This window comes from Chelativorans sp. M5D2P16, from assembly GCF_034427935.1.
GTDB lineage: Bacteria > Pseudomonadota > Alphaproteobacteria > Rhizobiales > Rhizobiaceae > Chelativorans.
Window position 1 is genome coordinate 1 of record NZ_JAXQNM010000042.1, and the last position, 17133, is coordinate 17133.

Here is a 17133-nt window from a genome sequence, read left to right on the forward strand (position 1 = left end):
CACTGTTACTCTTTGTCTTTCAAGCGTTTCCGGATCTTGTCTTCGGTCTCGCCAAGGCCATGCTTCGTGCGCTCGTCGAGCCCACCAGCAGTACCCCCTTCTTTCATCGGCTTATCGCCGCCGGCCTTGCGGATTTTCTCTTTCTCTTGATCGGAATGCGGTTGGTTCTTCATGTCTTTGTTCATGGGACTCTCCATCGTCTGCGGAATCAACATGCCCGCGGTCTGAATGTTCCCCGGTTTAAGCGACAGATCCTCTGAAGTGACGGTTGTCTTGCAGGCCAAGGCGGACACATTTCTGCGCAACATCAAGAGCGCCGAGCAGACGTTCGTCGGCAGTTTCGACCGGATCGAGAACGAGGCCGATCAGGCCGGGAGTACCCTTGCGACGGTCAGAACTCGGGGGCACAAAGTTTCACTGCGGCGGCCGCACAGGCTCCACGAGCAGCGGCGGCTATCGGCGGTGTGCGCTCCGGATCCTTCCGATTGGCCCCTGACTTCGTGAATGTCCGATGCGTGGATAAATTCGGCGTGAACCTTAGGGAGACCGGGCGGCTCGCGGTCTATTTGTCCACGCCCCTCCAAATGCCCTCACACTGTGTTCCGGAAAAACAGATCTGGAGATGGTGATGAGCACGTTTCATATGGTCTTCTTCTCCGCATTGGGCATTACCGTCGCGAGCGCCGTAGCTGCGGGGGTGCTGGTGGCGCTTGACGACACGCCCCAGCGTGACACGCGGAAGATAATGGTCGAGAGACTGATACAGATTGCCCTCTTGGGCGCCGGTGCGATCATTGCGCTTCTCGGGAGGTTTCAGGATCTCTGAGGCACCCAAGATCGGCGGCGAGATAATCCGGAGCAATCTTTCAGCAAGCTTGTTTTGTGACAGACCTCCTGACCGAAAGGTGAGGAGGTTCGCGGCGGTCGATTTTTTGTCTGTGGACGGGGAATCGACCGCTGCTCTCAGCACTATGCCGGCTGGTCTCGCCACAAGCTTCATCTTGCTCAAATCTGTCCACACCGCCTAGCTATTCGTCCTTTTCATCGACGCGACTGGAAAGCCACTGATAAACGCCCAGCGCAACCAGTGCCAGCATCGCCGAGGCGAACAGGACCGCCGGGTAGATGACTGCTGGAATCTGATCGCGGCTGACCTTGGAGACCATCACCAAAGCTTGCAGACTTGCGGCAATAACGATGATTGTGATGAATTTGGTGATCGAGTGCCGCGATTCCCGAGCAGAGCGTAGTTGCCGTTTTCGGAAGAGCTCTTCCTCAGCGATGAAGGTTCCCGCCTCGACGACGGCGAAGCCGATGATCATCAGCCCAACGCCATCCAGCATCCGGCGGACGCGATCAAAGCCTAGGATTTCAGTCGCTATGATGCCGCTGATGACCTCCCATATGGCATAACCCACCAGAAGGAAAGCGGATATTAGCAACGTCGCGGTGGCAACCGAGTAATAGGTGAAGGCCGCCATCTCGTAAATTTTCCGCATAGGAGGCATCCAAGTCCGTGACGGACACATCGAAAATTTTCGTAGGACCAGCCACGGTCACCAGCCGACGCCAGGCCTCTCCGGACTCTCGTCCGGCAAAGAAACATTTTTGCCGAGGGCGGTGTTCCGAACTCAACCTACTGCATCGAATTGCGGCGTGGCGGTTACGGTGGTTGGCCAGTGAGTCAAACGCTGTCTTCCCGGCTTATGAGAACGGATGGGCTCCGAGCCTGCTTACTGAACTGGCGCGAAAATCTGTGGAGGCAACCTAGCCAGTCAGCCGTTACGGGCCCCTATAAGGGGAGGTGCACATGCGCAATCGAACTGCGGCCTTATTGGCGCTGATAGGCCTTGCTGTCCTCGCAGCTGGCATCGTCCTTCTAGGAAGGGAGAACCTGCGCGCCACTGATGGGGAGGAAGAAAGCCCTCCTAGCGTTGCAGCCCCGGAGAATGGCCAAGATTAGTAATTGAAATAGCCCGACACGCGCCTATGGCGCACTGATCAGCGCTTCTTCCGCCCTCTAGTCGGCGCCGGACTCTCCACCGCTTCGCGTGCCAAGCGCTGCTTTCGGAGTCTGGCAGACTTGGCGTCTCGATCGGCAACCTCATTCCTGATTATTTCATGTGCCGCAGATTTGGTGTTCGCCCATCCGTCCTTCGGTGGTGCCTCGCGTGTTGGGAATACCCTGTCTTTGATCAACGGAGCGCTCATGTTCAGCCCTTCTGTCTAGATAGAACACGTCAATGCCTCTATGGCGGTCCGGGTTCCCTTCCGGCTCCCTCATCCCGTCAGATCACCTACGCACCCAGCGGATTTCCGCCTGGCGCCCTACCTTGGTCTTCATCCGCTCCTCCGGCGGTGAGGTTCACACGCTGACCGGTACGTCTGGCTCCACACCCGGCCCGGCCCCAGAAGGAAATCACGCCGCGCTGGGAACAGGCCGCGTTTGCCGCGGTTCCAACACCGACACCATACTCCAGCAGACCAAGTGCGCGCATGAACCCGTTAGCATGCATCCTGATCGGCATCGCGCTGCTAATCCTGATGATCAGCATAACTGCCGCCATGATGGCACTTTGAAGAGCTACTGCCCAACGCCGCCTCTTCCTGCCAGCCGGTCGCCGCTTTTTCACATGCGTGACAAAAGTGGCGTCGAGGGGAAATCCTTCGACGCCCAGGCTCCGAATGTGATATGGTTTGCTGATCGCTGGGCAATTATCCGACAACCAGCGACTGAGAGTTTGTTCGGTCCACTAGAAGATTGAGTGCTCCCGTCCAGTTTGAGGAGAGCACCATGCCTTTTTCTTCCGATATCAAGTCCCCGCAAGGCGACCCGCAGGACGTTCAACCACGCCTCGAAGCGACCCATGAACGAGCGCAGAAATCCAAAGAGGTTCACGATTCGGAGCGAGACCTAGCCATTTGGTCGGTCTCGCTGGTGGGCCTTATTGTCGTCTCGATCTTTGCTGTGATCGCGACAATCATTTTTTGATAAATGGCCAAGCCCACCGCCCCCGCGAGCGTGGACGGTAGGGTAACACGCTGCCTGAGCGGTGGTACTCATTACCATGCCGCCACGATCAGGCTGCGGCATGTTGGTTAATGCAGGCTTAAGCGGGAACAAATCGGCGCGCGGGCAGTTCGTCGAGGAGCAACGCCAGTTGCTATTCCTCCCTTGCGTCAACCGGCCCAGGCATCCCCCACCTGGGCCGGCATCTCAAGCTATGAGGGCCACTCCATCGCCGGCAGTTCGGCAATGAAGCCGTCCACGGTCGGCGCGCGCGCTCGCCGGCCGTCACTTTGTCCAGTTCGGCAAGAGCATAAGTCCAGATCTCGGAGCGCCAATTGAAAAGCGTGGTCGCCTCGGCCGCGAAACGCGGATTCGGATCGTCTCTATAGGTCACTGCCGTTTGAATGCTGTCGTACTGCCGCTCCTGCGCCTTCGCGTCGAGATGCGCTTGAACGGCGCGGCGGAAGTCATCGACTGTCGGTCCGGTCGGCACGGTCGAGGGACCAACAGCGATGTCCACGAGTTCAGGAATTCCAGACTCGTCAGAGGCAACGACGTGCACCACGCGCGGCTCGTCGTCCGCGTCGGACGGCAGAACCTCCGTGACCCTGTAGAGCTTCCCGAGGTCGCCGTTGTCGATCAGCAGTTCGTGAGTATAGTTCATCATCAGTTGGCCATCCTCGTTCGAAGTCCCATTACGCCATACGGCGTTGCATCCGGTCGTTCACGAATCCGTATCCGCTCTGTGCTGGTGTGTGCGTCCAGCTTGTTCCTGCACCTATGGCCCCGACAGTAGCAATGACGGCGACACTTCCGCCTCCGCCTATGGCGACCTGCACCCCGCCAAGATTCTTATTGTTTATAATCATCAGCCCGGAGAAGTTGGCCCACACGAATGCCTGGCCCCCACCGAGAACGGTCTCGACCTCACCCGTACTGAGGGTGACGCTCTGAGAGCCCCAGGGAATAGGGCGCGACAGTATGGGAAAGGTCGACGTGAGACCCGGCACTTGAAGAGCACCGGTCATCGTGTCGCCGGCCTTGTTGACGGCACCGATCGTGCCTCGCATCGCTGCCGCGTCCGTACCGGCCAGAAACGTTCTCGCGAACGCCGTCAAGGCCCTCAGGTCCATTACGCCTTCGCCGGTAAAGAACGGCAGCTTGTCGGCCGCTCCGGTCAACCCCATACGCATTGTCATGACTGGGCTCTCCCCCGGGGCCCTAGAGGCCCAGTTCCTGGCGAACCGCGGCGCGCGCATCCCCACCGTCGAGCCAGGGCTCGATGACACCGGAATTTTTCTGCAGCCATTTCGCGGCCGCTGCCTGCGGCTTCATACCCTCATCGAGGATCATACCCATCATCTCGTTCTCCATATCCAGGGTGAAGCGGAGATTGGAGACGAATTTCGCGGCGTTCGGACACTCTTCGGCGTAGCCCGTGCGGATGTTCGTCAGCACTTCGGCGCCGCCGTAGTTGGGGCCGAAGTAGTCGTCTCCGCCAGCCAGATAGGCGATGTCATAGCGCGTGTTCATGGGATGCGGTTCCCGACCCAGAAAGACGATCCATTTTTCGTTGCGGATTGCGCGGTCCACCTCCGCCAGCATGCCCTGCTCGGAAGATTCGATGAGTTCCCACCCCGATAGCCCGAATGCGTCCTTCTCGATCATCTCGAGGATCATCCGGTTGCTGTTGTTGCCGGGCTCGATGCCGTAGATCTTGCGGCCGAACTTCTCCGCGTGTTCGTCCAGAACGCCGAAGCTCTCTACACCCGCCTCTGGCAAAGCGCGCTCTCAGCTCCGCCATGGCCGCCGCCGCTCCGTCAATCTCAAGCAAGGCGTAGATCTCTGACAAGGCCCAAATACCCTTCTCGTGATCGCTCGGGCGGCTCGCCCCGTCGATGATGGCAATGCCCACCGTATCCACCGAGAGGCGTTTGTGCTCCTTGTACAGCCAATTCGGAACCACAAGTGCCGCCGCCATCATCTTGAGCTTCAGTTCTTCGAGCCTGTGGGTGTCGCCATAGGAAGCGAGAGAACGCTTCAGGTCGATCACCAGCGCCGTGCGCTTCCTGCGATTGATGACGATCAGGTCAGGGGTGTAGCATTTGCGGGTGCGCGCATCCGCATCGAAGGACAAGCCCTCAAGGGCCTTCCAATCGTTTGCTTTCAGTGCTTCCAGTGCTGCGGAGACAATCGGCAGTCGCAGCTCCTGGGGCAGAACCAGGATGCCCGGTTGGGATTGCGCGATGGCGATGAACCCTTGTTCGAGCAATTTGCCTTCATGGAAGGCGACCGAGCGGATCCGCGATGCCAGTCCGACAAAGCGGCCGAGGATCTCGTCATGGCGGGTTCGCTGTCGGCAATCGTGGTGTCCGTCTTGTCTACGAGTGCATCGAAATCGGCGGAAAGCGCTGCCGGAGCGATGCGAGCCGGACGGTCAAAGGCGACCACAGGAGCGGCGAGAGGATTCAGAAGGAGGGAATGCCCGCTTTCAGCTTCGCTTGCCTGAGAGCACGCAGACCGGCAATGCCTCCTACCTCGGATTGACTTCCGGAGCAGCCTCCTCTTCTTTGTCCAAGCGAGGCGGGATAGGGTATCACTCTGCTCGACTCGATCAGGCTTCAGGGTGAGAAGGAGGATCCATCCCTTCCCAGCCGCATTTGGAACAGGGTCGCCGTTGCGCGTTTTCCAGACACCGGGATGCATTGAAAGTTCTCCACGTCTACAAAGCCTACCTGCCTGACGACTTCACGGGCGTGGCGCGCGTCATACACACCCTGGCGGAGGGATTGGCGCCCCACGGCGTGGAGAGCCACGTGCTTTCCCTTTCCAGGGAAAAGCGCGAGGGGCCGTTGCGCGTGGGCAGCCATTACGCCCATCACGCCAAGCAGGACCTGCAAATCGCTTCGACCGGGCTTTCGCTCTCCGTCTTCACGCGCTTTCGCGCGCTCGCCGGGATGGCGGACGTGGTGCACTATCACTTCCCCTGGCCGGTGGCCGACGCGCTTTATTTTCTCCATGGCCGCGGCAAGCCCGCCCTGGTCACCTACCATTCCGACATCGTGCGCCAGCGCCATCTCAAGCGCCTCTACCTGCCCCTCATGCGGCGCTTTCTTGATCGGGCGGACGTGATCGTGGCGACCTCGCCCGACTATGCCGAAACAAGCCCGGTTCTGAGGCACCATCGCGCCAGGCTGTCGATCATTCCGATCGGCGCGGCAGACAGGGTGCCGCCGGCGGCCGCGGATCTGGATCGTTGGCGCCGGCGGGTGGGCGATAGTTTCTTCCTCTTCATCGGCGCGCTGCGCTACTACAAGGGCCTGCCCTTCCTCATCGAAGCCGCCGAGCGCACGGGGCTGCCCGTCGTCGTTGCGGGAAGCGGCGATCTGGAGGGATGGGCGGCGGCCAACGCGCCCGCGAACGTCACCCTCGTCGGCGCGGTTTCGGAGACGGACAAGGAAGCGCTTCTGTCTCTCTGCCGGGCCTTCGTCTTTCCCTCGCATTTGCGCTCGGAAGCCTTCGGCGTGGCGCTTCTGGAAGCCGCGCGGGCGGGAAAGCCGATGATCTCCTGCAAAATGGGCTCTGGGACGAGCTACGTCAACGCCGACGGCCAGACCGGCATCACGGTCGCCCCTGCCGACGCACAGGAGCTCGCAAGCGCAATGGCCTGGCTGGCGGAAAATCCCGACGAGGCGATGCGGATGGGGCGGAACGCGCGCGCGCGCTTCGAGCAGCTCTTCCGGGCCGAGGATATGTGCCGCGCCTATCTCAGGCTTTACGAGCGGCTTGCCGCAAAGCCTCCTCGATGACGGCCTTCATGCCGGCGACGAACTTTTCCCGCGTGAAGGCCTGGGCACGCGCCTCGCAGGCCGCCCGCATCGCCGCCGCGCGCTGCGGCGTCATGGCCGCGACGGCCTGTTTGAGCTGATCGTTCGAAAAGTCCGGAGGAAGAAGGACACCCGTCTCGTCCGGCAGCACCGTCTCCAGAAGACCGCCCTCGGCGACGCCGATGACGGGCTTTCCCGCGGCCATGGATTCGACCGGCGACATGCCGAAATCCTCGTCCAGGGGCAGGTAGACGGTGGCGATCGCATTGCCGACGAGCGCGCGCAGCTCGGCATCGTCCACCCAGCCTCGAAAGGTGATGTTGGGCGCACCGGCGGCCCGGCGCGTCAGGACTTCCAGTTCCTCGCCGCCGGAGACGACGACGAGTTTCCTGTCGGGCATCTCGCGAAAGGCCTCGACGATGCGGTCGACCTGCTTCAGCGGCGTCAGGCGCGCCGTCGAGAGATAGTAGTCCCCCTGCCCGCCCCAGGAAAATTCGTCCGTGTCGACCGGCGGCGGCACCACGACACTGTCACGGCCGAGATAGCGGCTGATGCGGGCGCGCGTGTTCTGCGAATTGGCGACGACGACATCCATGCGCCGGACGGCCGCGCGATAACCCTTTTCGAAGCGCCGCATCGCCACGCCGGCGGCGAGCCCTCTCACCGCTCCCTGCCGGGCGAGGAAATGGTCGCGCTGGTCGAAAAGGAAGCGCGGCGGCGTGTGGCAGTAGAAGATGTTGACACCCCCCTTCCCCTTCGCCGGGGCCGCAAAGGGCGCGGCAACGCCGGAAAAGATGCGCACGGGAACCGACGCAGCCCACCCGCGGCGGCGCGTAAACGCCGCCGCGAGCGCCATAACCCGCAGGCCCGAGCGCCGAAACGGCAAAGGAAGGTCGAGCGAGACGGACCGCTCCGGAAACGCCTCCCCGTCATAGGAGTCCTGCGTCCGGTAGCCGTGGACCAAGGTGCAGCCCTCGAGCTCCCGCGCCAGCACCAGCACAAGCCGCTCCCCGCCCCCTCGGATGGCGAAGTAGTCGTGGAAGAGGGCGATGTTTCTTTGCGACGAGATGCTGCCATCCTTCAGATTGATACCGGCAGGAGTGCCCGAAGCTCTCATCAGTCTTCTTCAGGAGGAGAAAGCACTTCTGACAAATCGAACATACTGCTTCGGACTATACATAGCCGCAATGCGTCCTGCAGCAGCTTGGCCCAAGCGGGCTCGAAGCGCTTCATCTGCCTTCAAAATGCGCAGGGCATCTACCGCTTCGTTGATCCTTGGTTCGGCCCATACCACTCCTTTATCACGGTAGAAATCCTGAGGGTCCTCCACCGGGACGAGATCGAAACCAATCGGGATTCCGACATCGGAATCAAAAAAATCGACATTTCCAGACCAATTGGTCGCAACAACGGGGATTTCGCGCTGCATCGCTTCTGCAAGGATAAGTCCCAATCCTTCCGAGCGATGGAGTGACATCACGACATCCGCCTGGTCATAGAGGTCGGACATATCCTGATCAGTTATTGTATCTCCGATCAATGTGATGTTCTCGGCTCCGTCTACTGCAAGTTCCATCTGGCGGAGCGACTCTGGCCAAGTATCTGCACGTGCATGCTTCACGATCAGTCGTGTATCGAAATCATCATCAAATGCCTGCTTGAACGCGGCTATTGCGGCACAGGGATTCTTTCGCGTGAAGTTCGATGCAACGTTGAAGACAACCAGCACTGTGAAGGGGTGCCCAGAAGGTCGGATGTGGAAAGCTCTTCTTGCAACGTGAATAGGCTTGAGAGGATAGGGAACCACGTGCACCGGCTTATTGCCGGCAATCGGGCGCACTGCTTGTGCCACAAATCGGGTATTCACCCAGATTTCGTGCACGCAGCGGGCAGCCAAGTTCCAATTTCTAGGTACTCTCGGCAGCTCCCAAAACCAGTGCGCGATAACTTTCTTTTTCTTTAAATAGTTCCGGCCCAAGAAAAGGAGAGCAAAAGGTACGTGCAACCCTGCCACATGCAACAATACGGTCCCCTCCTGCACGTCCCTTCCGTCCCTGAAATTAAAGGCCGGATGATCAACAGCAGTCCCCAACCGGGCAGTGAGGTCGATACCGAAAACTTGTATCCCACTGGACCGCAGTGCATCATGACACGCACGAGCAGCGCTTCCGACCCCCGAAGCTGACCTAAGATAGCCGACCACAATTACCGGGTATTTATTTGGTTGATTTGGTGCGGCAACAGGCACCAACTTACCAAGAATCAGCCCAGCAAGCCTGTCGCGAGCGCTGCGTGGCAGACGCCGCCAGAGCAACCGGAGATAGCGCTTGGCTAAACTGTTAGAATGCAGCATCTGCGAGAACCAAGGCACCGGAGAATTCCGAAGGGAAACGGCAAATTCTGTTATTGATCGCTTCTCCCGAATGTCATCACACGAATTCGATGCTCAAGATGCCGCGAGATTTGGCTGACATCATGAGAGCGCCGCCATCGCTCAGCTGCTTCAGCCACCATACGGGTTTCATTTTCCTCGCGTTCGATTGCATCCAAAATCGTACTGACCCCCACAGCAATTTCTTCGGGTGTTCGTCCCGGTAAGTGATGAACCGCATCCTTCACATCGTCAAAGATGGGCAAAGGAGTAACTGCAACGGGTACTCCGCTTGCCAGTCCCATCCGCACTGCGGCACTGGATGACTCCTTCGTGTTTTGATATGGAAAAACAACAATATCAGAATTTGAGAGGTGATATAAACTTTCCTCATCCTCCAGGTATTCGTCAATAACCTTCACTCTATCTTCCAGATTTAGAGAACAAATCATCTCTTTGCATTGAGATATCAATCCGGAAGACACGCCACCTATATCTCCGTAATTAGCATTGACCATGAGAAGTTCAAAATCTCTACCATCTCGAAGCATAAATGACATCGACTCAATCAACTCAGGAAGGCCCTTTCCGGGCAGAAAAAACCCGTAGGAAGCAATACTTCGTCTCCGATTGCTGCTTCTCTTGGGTCTTTTTACATCTCTTAGGCGCACTCCCTGGGGCAGCAAATGAACGTTTGATGACAAGCCGCGATCGGATAAGCGCAAGCAATCTGATAGGCTATGCACAAAAACTGCGTCCACTTTTGCAAGCGATGGCAACAGAGTCTGCAGCTGATCATTTGGAGCTGCGTTAGTCGGATCTGTTGTGGAATGGAGAACTAGGGACACTGAAACGCCGCAACGCACCTGTTCATCGAGCAACTTTGAAAGAGATTCAAAATCAAAAAATCCATAGTTGAACTGGATAATAATATGATCCAAATCGAGATCAGAAACTAGTAGTCTTAAATTTGATAGATCATCATCCTTTCCCTGATGCCAGCATGGAATAACGTCCACTTCAGGACTTGGAAATCGATCAACTGCATAGGGAGCAAGAATTATAGGTTTTTTGCCAAAAAACTCTATAAGATTTTCAGAATAAGACGCAATTCCGCACCTAGTCTTCCAAGAAGAGATCCAACCAATTTTCATATCGTCGGCATGAAGCCAATCCTGATCGCTTTCTGCTTCATTATTGACAATGCACTTCACGGCTTCGCCTAAATCATCTTCACTTAGATTAATTTTCTTCAACTTGCCAAAAGCATTAGCTTCACCTGTCGTCGACACAGCGTCGTGCAATGGGAATGGCGTTACACGGGACTTATATAAAACTCTTAGAGCGCGCATTGCTTTTTCGGCGCTAGCCCTCCAAGTAAATTGTGTGGCGTATTGCTGTCCAATTTCCCGAAGCCACTGAAGTTTATCCCTGTCTTGCAAGAATTCCGCCATCTTTTCAGCGATCGCTTCGGGTGATTTCGGGTCAAAGCCAGCACTTGGGTGGGGCAGGAATTCGGGGAGACTCGTGGTGTTTGATCCAATAACCGGAGCTCCGCATGCCATCGCCTCAATTAGAGGAAGGCCAAGACCTTCCCAAAAAGACGGGAAGACAAAGAGATGACATCTCCTGTAAAGCTCGACAAGCTCTTCATCATCAACACGCCCGGTAAAAACTATCGCATCTGCCGCCAGCCCCGCCTTGATCGCAGCAGATTGCAATTTCTGATAAATTTCTGGCCACCCATTACCTACAAAGACCAACTGGTAGCTGTTGCGCAGGTTGTCAGGCAACATAGAAAACGCCTTAATTAGGCCATCTTGGTTTTTCCTAGTGTCAAAGCTAGCCGTGTAAAGAATGTATGGCGATTTAATTCCAAATTTATTAATTCCGTCCTTAAATATATATTTTGAATGATTTCTATATATGAATTTATTATCTATTCCTCCGGATATATTAACAATGTCTCCAGAAAAATTTTTCAGCAGTCTACGCCCCTCATCCGCGGAGTACTGAGAAATAGCAAGGAGGAGATCGGATCTCTCTAAATATGAGATCCTCTGCATGTAGTGCTCACGAGCAACTTCATGGCTCAGATATCTTTCTTGGTTTACGAGCGGAATCAAATCATACAACGTACTGGCAGTTGGAATTCCCGTCGGTATTAATTTGACAGAGGTAACCACCTCTTCATCGAGACCTTCGATAACACTGCCAATGTGGAGCACATCAGGATTGAGTTGTCGAACAAACTCCTCACGGATGATTTCGGCGGTAGATAACCGCTCAGGAACTCCTTGGCTAAACGAACATCCCGCAGGCACATCGAATACGCAGAAGTTGCTGGGCGGCAACAGATTTGAGAATTCTGAGCGAATGCTGACTATGCTATCTTTATAGCGATTGTTGAGAAGAATCAGGAACTCATCATCCGGCGATGAAGCGATCATCGCTTTAGCCAGTTCCAGCGAATAACGACCAATGCCTCCCAAGCGGCTTCCCGACTGGCAGCACTGTAAATCGATTGCAACTCGCATTGTTACCTTTTTTATTCGCGGATTTGAGATAGTACATCAGCCACGCGGCTGTCGCGACGCTTCTTTAGACGTCGCGATGCGTTTGCCCACTTCAGTTGCCCATGTGTGCCTTCAATCTGAGGCGATAGGCCAGTTGGAGGGTTCCTGGCGGCAAACAAGCCCAATCGTCCACTAAAATTTGGAAAAGGCTGCATGCTCTTGAGGAGGATCATTTTGATCGAAGGGTAACGCCTAACGACAGTAAGGCCCAGCATTGCGCACGCTCGCATTGCCGGTCGGACACTGCGGGTCTTGATGGTATCCCGCAGCAGCGAACGTATCCGTCCTAGCGATCGGCCGGCAAATCGATACGGCTTGGTGAGACGCCAAGAGCGGCTCCTATAGACGCTGTGAAGTTCTTCGGACAGGCGTTCAGCATTTTCTTTCCACTCATGAGCGCTCTGCTCTGCAACCTGCTTGGCGTCAAGTACGGAAAATAACTTCTGCACGGCTGTTCCCTTGGCGCGCCGTTCAGCTGCCAACTCCTGCTCGGCTGCCCCTTTGGCACGCCGTTCAGCTATCAGATCCTGCTCGGCTGCCCCTTTGGCACGCCGTTCATCTGCCAGATCCTGCTCTAGAACAGCCCTCAAATTTCGCTCATTCGAAAGCTCTTCTTCAGCTATTTTTAGAGTGCTGAAGCGTGGAGAGAAATAGGCATCGTTAGCTATCAAAAAGTTATCAAATATATTTGGACCTGGTCCAAAAACACTCTTTATATCGACATTGTCTTTACTAATGAAAAATCTATTTAGACCATCAAAATATGCAAAATCATACCCCATAGATAGGAGTTTCGATTCCCACCCGGCATGACTCGGGTCTGCCGTAGTAGGCTTTGTACTCTCTACTACAACGATCCATGGCCGCACCTTTGACGGCTCCCAGCTGTTTATTACATTCTCTTCCATCCCCTCCACGTCAATCTTGAGCCAATGAATTTCACGGCCCTTGTATGTATCCAGGATGGTGGAAAGTGGTCTACACGGGACCAGAATAGGTCTTACGGTATAACCTCTCTCCTCGTGCTGACGTGCCACATTCTCATCCCCTGTGCTGAGACCAGTTTGAGGGATTTCAAAAAAACGTATCTCGCCGTTCGTCCCGCCGACTGCTACTTCAATAATTTCTTCGTCGGGGCGCGCGACACGGAGCTTATTAGCAAAATCAGTGGATGGCTCTACATGGACTCCGCGCCAGCCTTGCTCATAAAATGCAAGGCTAACAGAATCAAATACTGGGTCCTGCGCGCCTACGTCGATATAGAAGCCGTTCTCAACATGCTTCAGCGCGCGCCACAGGATGACGTCTTCTAAATTCTGTGCGTAGGAGGTTATCGTCACGCTTCGACCCGATGATCAACAGTGAATTTCGCGTCCAGCCAGGAACTACCGACGAAGAAGGTCCGGTCCGCATTCAACACGTCAAACACGACGGCGTTGTCCTGCCATTCGTAATTGTTCACGAGATGCGTGTCGGAGCTCGTGAGCGCCGGTGAGAAGGAATAGGAACCCGGGCCGAGGCTACAGGTGAAGCTCAGCGTGAACTCTACTTCGTCACCCTTCCTGATTTCCCTCTGGATCTGCTCCGTGTGCCAAGTGTTCGTGCCCCAGACTATATGGCCGGTGCGGTCGCGCAGCATGACACCCAACACGAGCTGTGGAATGTCTGATTCCGCCATTGCCACGAGCCGCAGCGCCAACTTCTGCCCCACACGGGCCGTCGCGACGGGCTTGCGCGTCTCGGCATCGAGCAATTCAAATTTCTTGGCTGTAATCTCGAACGTGCCCGAGCGCGTGTATTGCCACCCGTTGCTTTCGCGCCGCTGCTCCACGGTGAGCCGCGCGTTGTCCTTTTCGGCGATCAGCGCGTTGTAGTAGTCCACCACCTCGTCGGGGGCGCCGTCGCGCAGAACCTTTCCCTGGTCGAGGAGGATGACCCGTTCGCACAGGGCGCGCACGTCGCCCATGCTGTGGGTGACGAAGAGGATTGCCGTGCCCTCCTCCTTGAACCGGCGGATGCGGTCGAAGCTCTTGTGCTGGAAATAGCTGTCGCCGACGGACAGGACCTCGTCGACGATGAGCACCTCCGGCCGCACGGCGGTCGCCAGCGAGAAGGCGAGGCGCGCCTGCATGCCGGAGGAATAGACGCGCAGGGGCTCGTCGAAATATTCGTCGAGCTCGGCGAAGGCCTCGATCTCGGGCATGAGGCGGGTGAGCTCCTCCTGGGAAAACCCCATCAGGCCGCCCGCCTGGTAGACATTCTGCCGGCCGGTGAATTCGGGGTTGAAGCCGAGCCCCAGCTCCAGGATGGCGCTGATGCGCCCGGCAACGGAGATGCGGCCCGTCGTCGGCCGCACCGTGCCCGTGATCAGCTTGAGCAGCGTGCTCTTGCCGGCGCCGTTCTGCCCGATCAGCGCCAGCGCCTCGCCGCGGTTCAGGGTGAAACCGACGTCGCGCACGGCCCAGGATTCGCTGACCGGGCGCACCTTGGCGCCGAACCAGGAGGCGAAGCGGGCCATATTGGACGAATAGGCCGCATAGCACTTGCCGACATCCTCAACATGAAGCACGACCGGTTTCATAGCGCATCCACCAGTTCAGGGCTGGCGCGTTTAAAGACCATGAACGACAGGACGAGCAGCACGACCGACAGGATCACGGGGACGATCAGAGGCGCAAAATCCGGCCAGCGATCGAACACCATTGCCTCGTGATAGATCTCCACCAGCGGAACCATGGGGTTGAGGTTGATCACCCAGCGCAGATGATCCGGCACGACCGAGACGGGATAGACGATCGGGGTGAGCCAGAACCAGAGCTGGAGGACGACGCCCACCGCCTGGCCGATATCGCGCACGAAGACGTTGAAGACGCCGAGCAGCATGCCCAGGCCGAAGGCGAAGACGGAGATCAACAGAATGCCGAGCGGCAGCGCGAGCCAGGCCACGCCGGGCACCTTGCCCAGGAACAGGAAGACCACGGCGATCGCCACCAGCAACAGCGCATGGTTGACCAGCGCGCTTCCCCACACGATCACCGGAAGGCAGATTCTTGGAAAGGCGATCTTCTTGAGTGTCGCGGAATATTCGATGAAGACCGTCATGCTGCGGCTCACGATCTCGCTGAACAGCGTCCACGCGGCCATTCCCGCCAAGAGGTACATCGGATAGGCGGCCTTGTCGTCGATGCCGCCGAGCTTCGCGCCGAGAACCTCCGCCAGAACGAGCGCGAAGATGGCCGCCTGCGCAAGCGGGTGCAGGATCGACCAGAGCAGGCCCAGCCGCGAGCGCGCGAAACGCCCTCTCAACTCCCCGACGATCGAGGCCATCACGAAATATCGATAACGCCAGAGCGCGCTCAGCATGTCCCTTCTCTCTTTCTTACAGACCCTGCCCCGCGACGCGATGACGGCTATCATCGAGGATATCGGCCAAAGTTTGTTCGAACCGATAGCTTGGCTTCCATCCAAGGAGGTTCTGTGCCCTGCTGGCATCGCCGACGACGCGCTGAATGTCGCTCGCCCGCATGCGCGCGGGGTCCGGCTCGACCTTTATCCTGGAGGTCGCAAGGGAGAGAAGCATATCGAGGATACTCCCGATGCGAAGGGCCTTTCCGGAGGCAACGTTCAGTATCGTTCCCGGCTCGATCGAATCCGCTTTCGCTACAGCAAGGGCATAACAAAGCGCAACATCGCGAACGTCCAGAAAGTCACGCTCGGAATCGAGATTGCCAACACGCAGCACCGGCTCGGCGAGCCCCGCTTCAATGCGGGCGATCTGCATGGCGAAGGCCGGCACGACAAAGTCTTCGCTTTGCCCCGGCCCGGTATGATTGAAGGGCCGGAAGCGGACCGACCGCAGACCCCGCTGCGCCAAAGCGCCGATAGCGAGATCCGCGGCTGCTTTGGTCACACCATAGTCGTCCAGCGGCGCCGGAACCGCACTCTCGTCAAGAGGCACGCCCGCGCGGGCGCTATCGCCATAGATGAGGCCGGAGCCGACATGAACCAGTTGACAATGCGGGGCCTTGTCCAGAATGGCGTGCGCGAGATTGAGTGCGCCGAAAACATGGACGCGCCAGGCCAGATCCGGGTCGGCCGCGGCCGCTCGCGGCGCGGCAACCCCCGCCAGATGGATCACATGCGCGGGTTGCCAATGTTCGATCGCCCCCCGCACGGCCTCCCGGTCGGTAACATCAAGCGTATGCAGTCCTTTTGCATCCGCATGGGCCGCACCCTTGGACGTCACGATAAGGTCGGCCCGATCGCCGAAGACCTGCCGCAACGCCTGCACCACATGCGATCCTACAAACCCTGCTCCTCCGGTGATCAGAACATGCATAGAGCCTGCCTCTGTAATGCGCTTACAGATGCTCTTGACCTCTCAGGCGTTGAAGATCCGCTTCAACCATCTCGCCGACGAGGTCTTCCAACGAGGTCTCCGGCGCCCAACCCAGCTTCTGCTTCGCCTTGGCCGGATTTCCCAAGAGAACGTCCACCTCAGCGGGCCGCAGGAACCGTTCGTCCACGACGACGTGGTCTTCCATCTTCAGCCCCACATGGCCAAAGGCCAGCTGGCAGAACTCACGGACGGAAGCCGTTCGGCCGGTCGCGATCACATAGTCGTCGGGCTTATCCTGCTGCAGCATGAGCCACATGGCCTTCACGTAATCGCGCGCGTGCCCCCAGTCCCGCTTTGCGTCAAGATTACCCAGCGCCAGGGTCTTCTCAAGCCCAAGCTTGATACGAGCCACGCCGTCGGTGATCTTGCGCGTGACAAACTCGATGCCGCGCAGCGGTGATTCATGGTTGAAGAGAATGCCGCTCGAAGCGTGCATATGGAAGCTTTCCCGGTAGTTCACCGTCATCCAGTGCGCATAGAGCTTTGCAGCCGCATAGGGAGAGCGCGGATAGAATGGCGTCGTTTCAGATTGCACCGGCTCCTGGATAAGCCCGAACATTTCCGACGAAGACGCCTGGTAGAAGCGCGCCTCCGGACAGGCGATACGGACGGCCTCCAGCATGTTGGCCGCGCCCACTCCGGTCACTTGCCCCGTCAGCAGCGGCTGCTGCCAGGACGACTTGACGAAAGATTGTGCCGCGAGATTGTAGACCTCGGCAGGCCGGACCTCCTGCATGACGCGAATAAGGCCCGAAAGATCCGTGAGATTGCCGTCATGGAGCTTGATCTTGCCGTTGATGCCGAGCCATTTCAGACGAGCATCGACGACATCGGCAGATGCGCTGCGACGCAACAGTCCGTGGACCTCATAGCCCTGATTAAGCAGGAACTTGGATAGATAGGCCCCGTCCTGCCCGGTCACCCCGGTGATCAGCGTCACTTTCTTCATT

General features: G+C 57.6%; 16 protein-coding genes and 1 pseudogene. 4 read left to right on the forward strand and 13 right to left on the reverse strand.

Going from position 1 to position 17133, the window contains the following annotated elements; translation table 11 throughout:
- Window positions 1-5 precede the first annotated feature (5 nt).
- On the reverse strand, window positions 6-185 hold the full coding sequence (locus SIN08_RS22215) for a hypothetical protein (RefSeq protein WP_322449901.1): 180 nt from the start codon (window positions 183-185) through the stop codon (window positions 6-8).
- A gap of 443 nt (window positions 186-628) precedes the next feature.
- Here SIN08_RS22215 and SIN08_RS22220 point away from each other — a divergent pair, with 443 nt between their 5' ends.
- On the forward strand, window positions 629-826 hold the full coding sequence (locus tag SIN08_RS22220) for a hypothetical protein (RefSeq protein ID WP_322453803.1): 198 nt from the start codon (window positions 629-631) through the stop codon (window positions 824-826).
- A gap of 202 nt (window positions 827-1028) precedes the next feature.
- On the opposite strand, the gene SIN08_RS22225 is transcribed toward SIN08_RS22220, so the two are convergent.
- Window positions 1029-1481 (reverse strand): hypothetical protein, encoded by a 453-nt coding sequence (locus SIN08_RS22225; RefSeq protein WP_322453804.1) that lies wholly within the window; start codon window positions 1479-1481, stop codon window positions 1029-1031.
- A 1313-nt stretch (window positions 1482-2794) separates the two neighbouring features.
- Between SIN08_RS22225 and SIN08_RS22230 the strand changes: the two genes are divergently transcribed.
- Window positions 2795-2992: a hypothetical protein gene (locus tag SIN08_RS22230; RefSeq protein ID WP_322453805.1), complete on the forward strand. Its 198-nt coding sequence runs from the start codon at window positions 2795-2797 to the stop codon at window positions 2990-2992.
- Window positions 2993-3222: 230 nt separating this feature from the next.
- Here the strand turns inward: SIN08_RS22230 and SIN08_RS22235 are convergent.
- From SIN08_RS22235 to SIN08_RS22245, 3 genes and pseudogenes are all read right to left on the reverse strand, one after another.
- A pseudogene (locus SIN08_RS22235) lies at window positions 3223-3476 on the reverse strand (hypothetical protein); the annotation flags it as partial.
- 229 nt (window positions 3477-3705) lie between these two features.
- Window positions 3706-4209 (reverse strand): hypothetical protein, encoded by a 504-nt coding sequence (locus SIN08_RS22240; RefSeq protein ID WP_322453806.1) that lies wholly within the window; start codon window positions 4207-4209, stop codon window positions 3706-3708.
- Between the two features lie 22 nt (window positions 4210-4231).
- On the reverse strand, window positions 4232-4792 hold the full coding sequence (locus SIN08_RS22245) for a glycine betaine ABC transporter substrate-binding protein (protein WP_322453807.1): 561 nt from the start codon (window positions 4790-4792) through the stop codon (window positions 4232-4234).
- Between the two features lie 154 nt (window positions 4793-4946).
- Here SIN08_RS22245 and SIN08_RS22250 point away from each other — a divergent pair, with 154 nt between their 5' ends.
- Window positions 4947-5519 (forward strand): hypothetical protein, encoded by a 573-nt coding sequence (locus tag SIN08_RS22250; protein ID WP_322453808.1) that lies wholly within the window; start codon window positions 4947-4949, stop codon window positions 5517-5519.
- Between the two features lie 196 nt (window positions 5520-5715).
- The gene (locus SIN08_RS22255) at window positions 5716-6819 is read left to right on the forward strand and encodes a glycosyltransferase (protein ID WP_322453809.1); all 1104 of its coding nucleotides are present in this window, start codon (window positions 5716-5718) and stop codon (window positions 6817-6819) included.
- On the opposite strand, the gene SIN08_RS22260 is transcribed toward SIN08_RS22255, so the two are convergent.
- From SIN08_RS22260 to gmd, 8 genes are read right to left on the reverse strand one after another with little or no spacing between them, the layout of a single operon-like run.
- On the reverse strand, window positions 6779-7954 hold the full coding sequence (locus SIN08_RS22260; protein ID WP_322453810.1) for a glycosyltransferase: 1176 nt from the start codon (window positions 7952-7954) through the stop codon (window positions 6779-6781). The genes SIN08_RS22255 and SIN08_RS22260 overlap by 41 nt on opposite strands.
- A 9-nt stretch (window positions 7955-7963) precedes the next feature.
- On the reverse strand, window positions 7964-9208 hold the full coding sequence (locus SIN08_RS22265; protein ID WP_322453811.1) for a glycosyltransferase family 4 protein: 1245 nt from the start codon (window positions 9206-9208) through the stop codon (window positions 7964-7966).
- A 32-nt stretch (window positions 9209-9240) separates the two neighbouring features.
- Window positions 9241-11745, reverse strand: coding sequence for a glycosyltransferase (locus SIN08_RS22270; RefSeq protein WP_322453812.1), 2505 nt, complete (start codon window positions 11743-11745; stop codon window positions 9241-9243).
- 11 nt (window positions 11746-11756) lie between these two features.
- Window positions 11757-13124, reverse strand: a complete 1368-nt coding sequence (locus SIN08_RS22275; RefSeq protein ID WP_322453813.1) for an FkbM family methyltransferase — start codon at window positions 13122-13124, stop codon at window positions 11757-11759.
- Window positions 13121-14365: an ABC transporter ATP-binding protein gene (locus tag SIN08_RS22280; RefSeq protein ID WP_322453814.1), complete on the reverse strand. Its 1245-nt coding sequence runs from the start codon at window positions 14363-14365 to the stop codon at window positions 13121-13123. Before SIN08_RS22280 ends, SIN08_RS22275 begins: the two co-directional genes overlap by 4 nt.
- On the reverse strand, window positions 14362-15147 hold the full coding sequence (locus SIN08_RS22285; protein WP_322453815.1) for an ABC transporter permease: 786 nt from the start codon (window positions 15145-15147) through the stop codon (window positions 14362-14364). The genes SIN08_RS22280 and SIN08_RS22285 overlap by 4 nt, the downstream gene beginning before the upstream one ends.
- 16 nt (window positions 15148-15163) lie before the next feature.
- A complete protein-coding gene (locus SIN08_RS22290) occupies window positions 15164-16123 on the reverse strand; it encodes a GDP-mannose 4,6-dehydratase (RefSeq protein WP_322453816.1) in 960 nt (319 codons plus the stop codon).
- Between the two features lie 22 nt (window positions 16124-16145).
- The gene (gene gmd, locus SIN08_RS22295; RefSeq protein WP_322453817.1) at window positions 16146-17132 is read right to left on the reverse strand and encodes a GDP-mannose 4,6-dehydratase; all 987 of its coding nucleotides are present in this window, start codon (window positions 17130-17132) and stop codon (window positions 16146-16148) included.
- Window position 17133 lies beyond the last annotated feature (1 nt).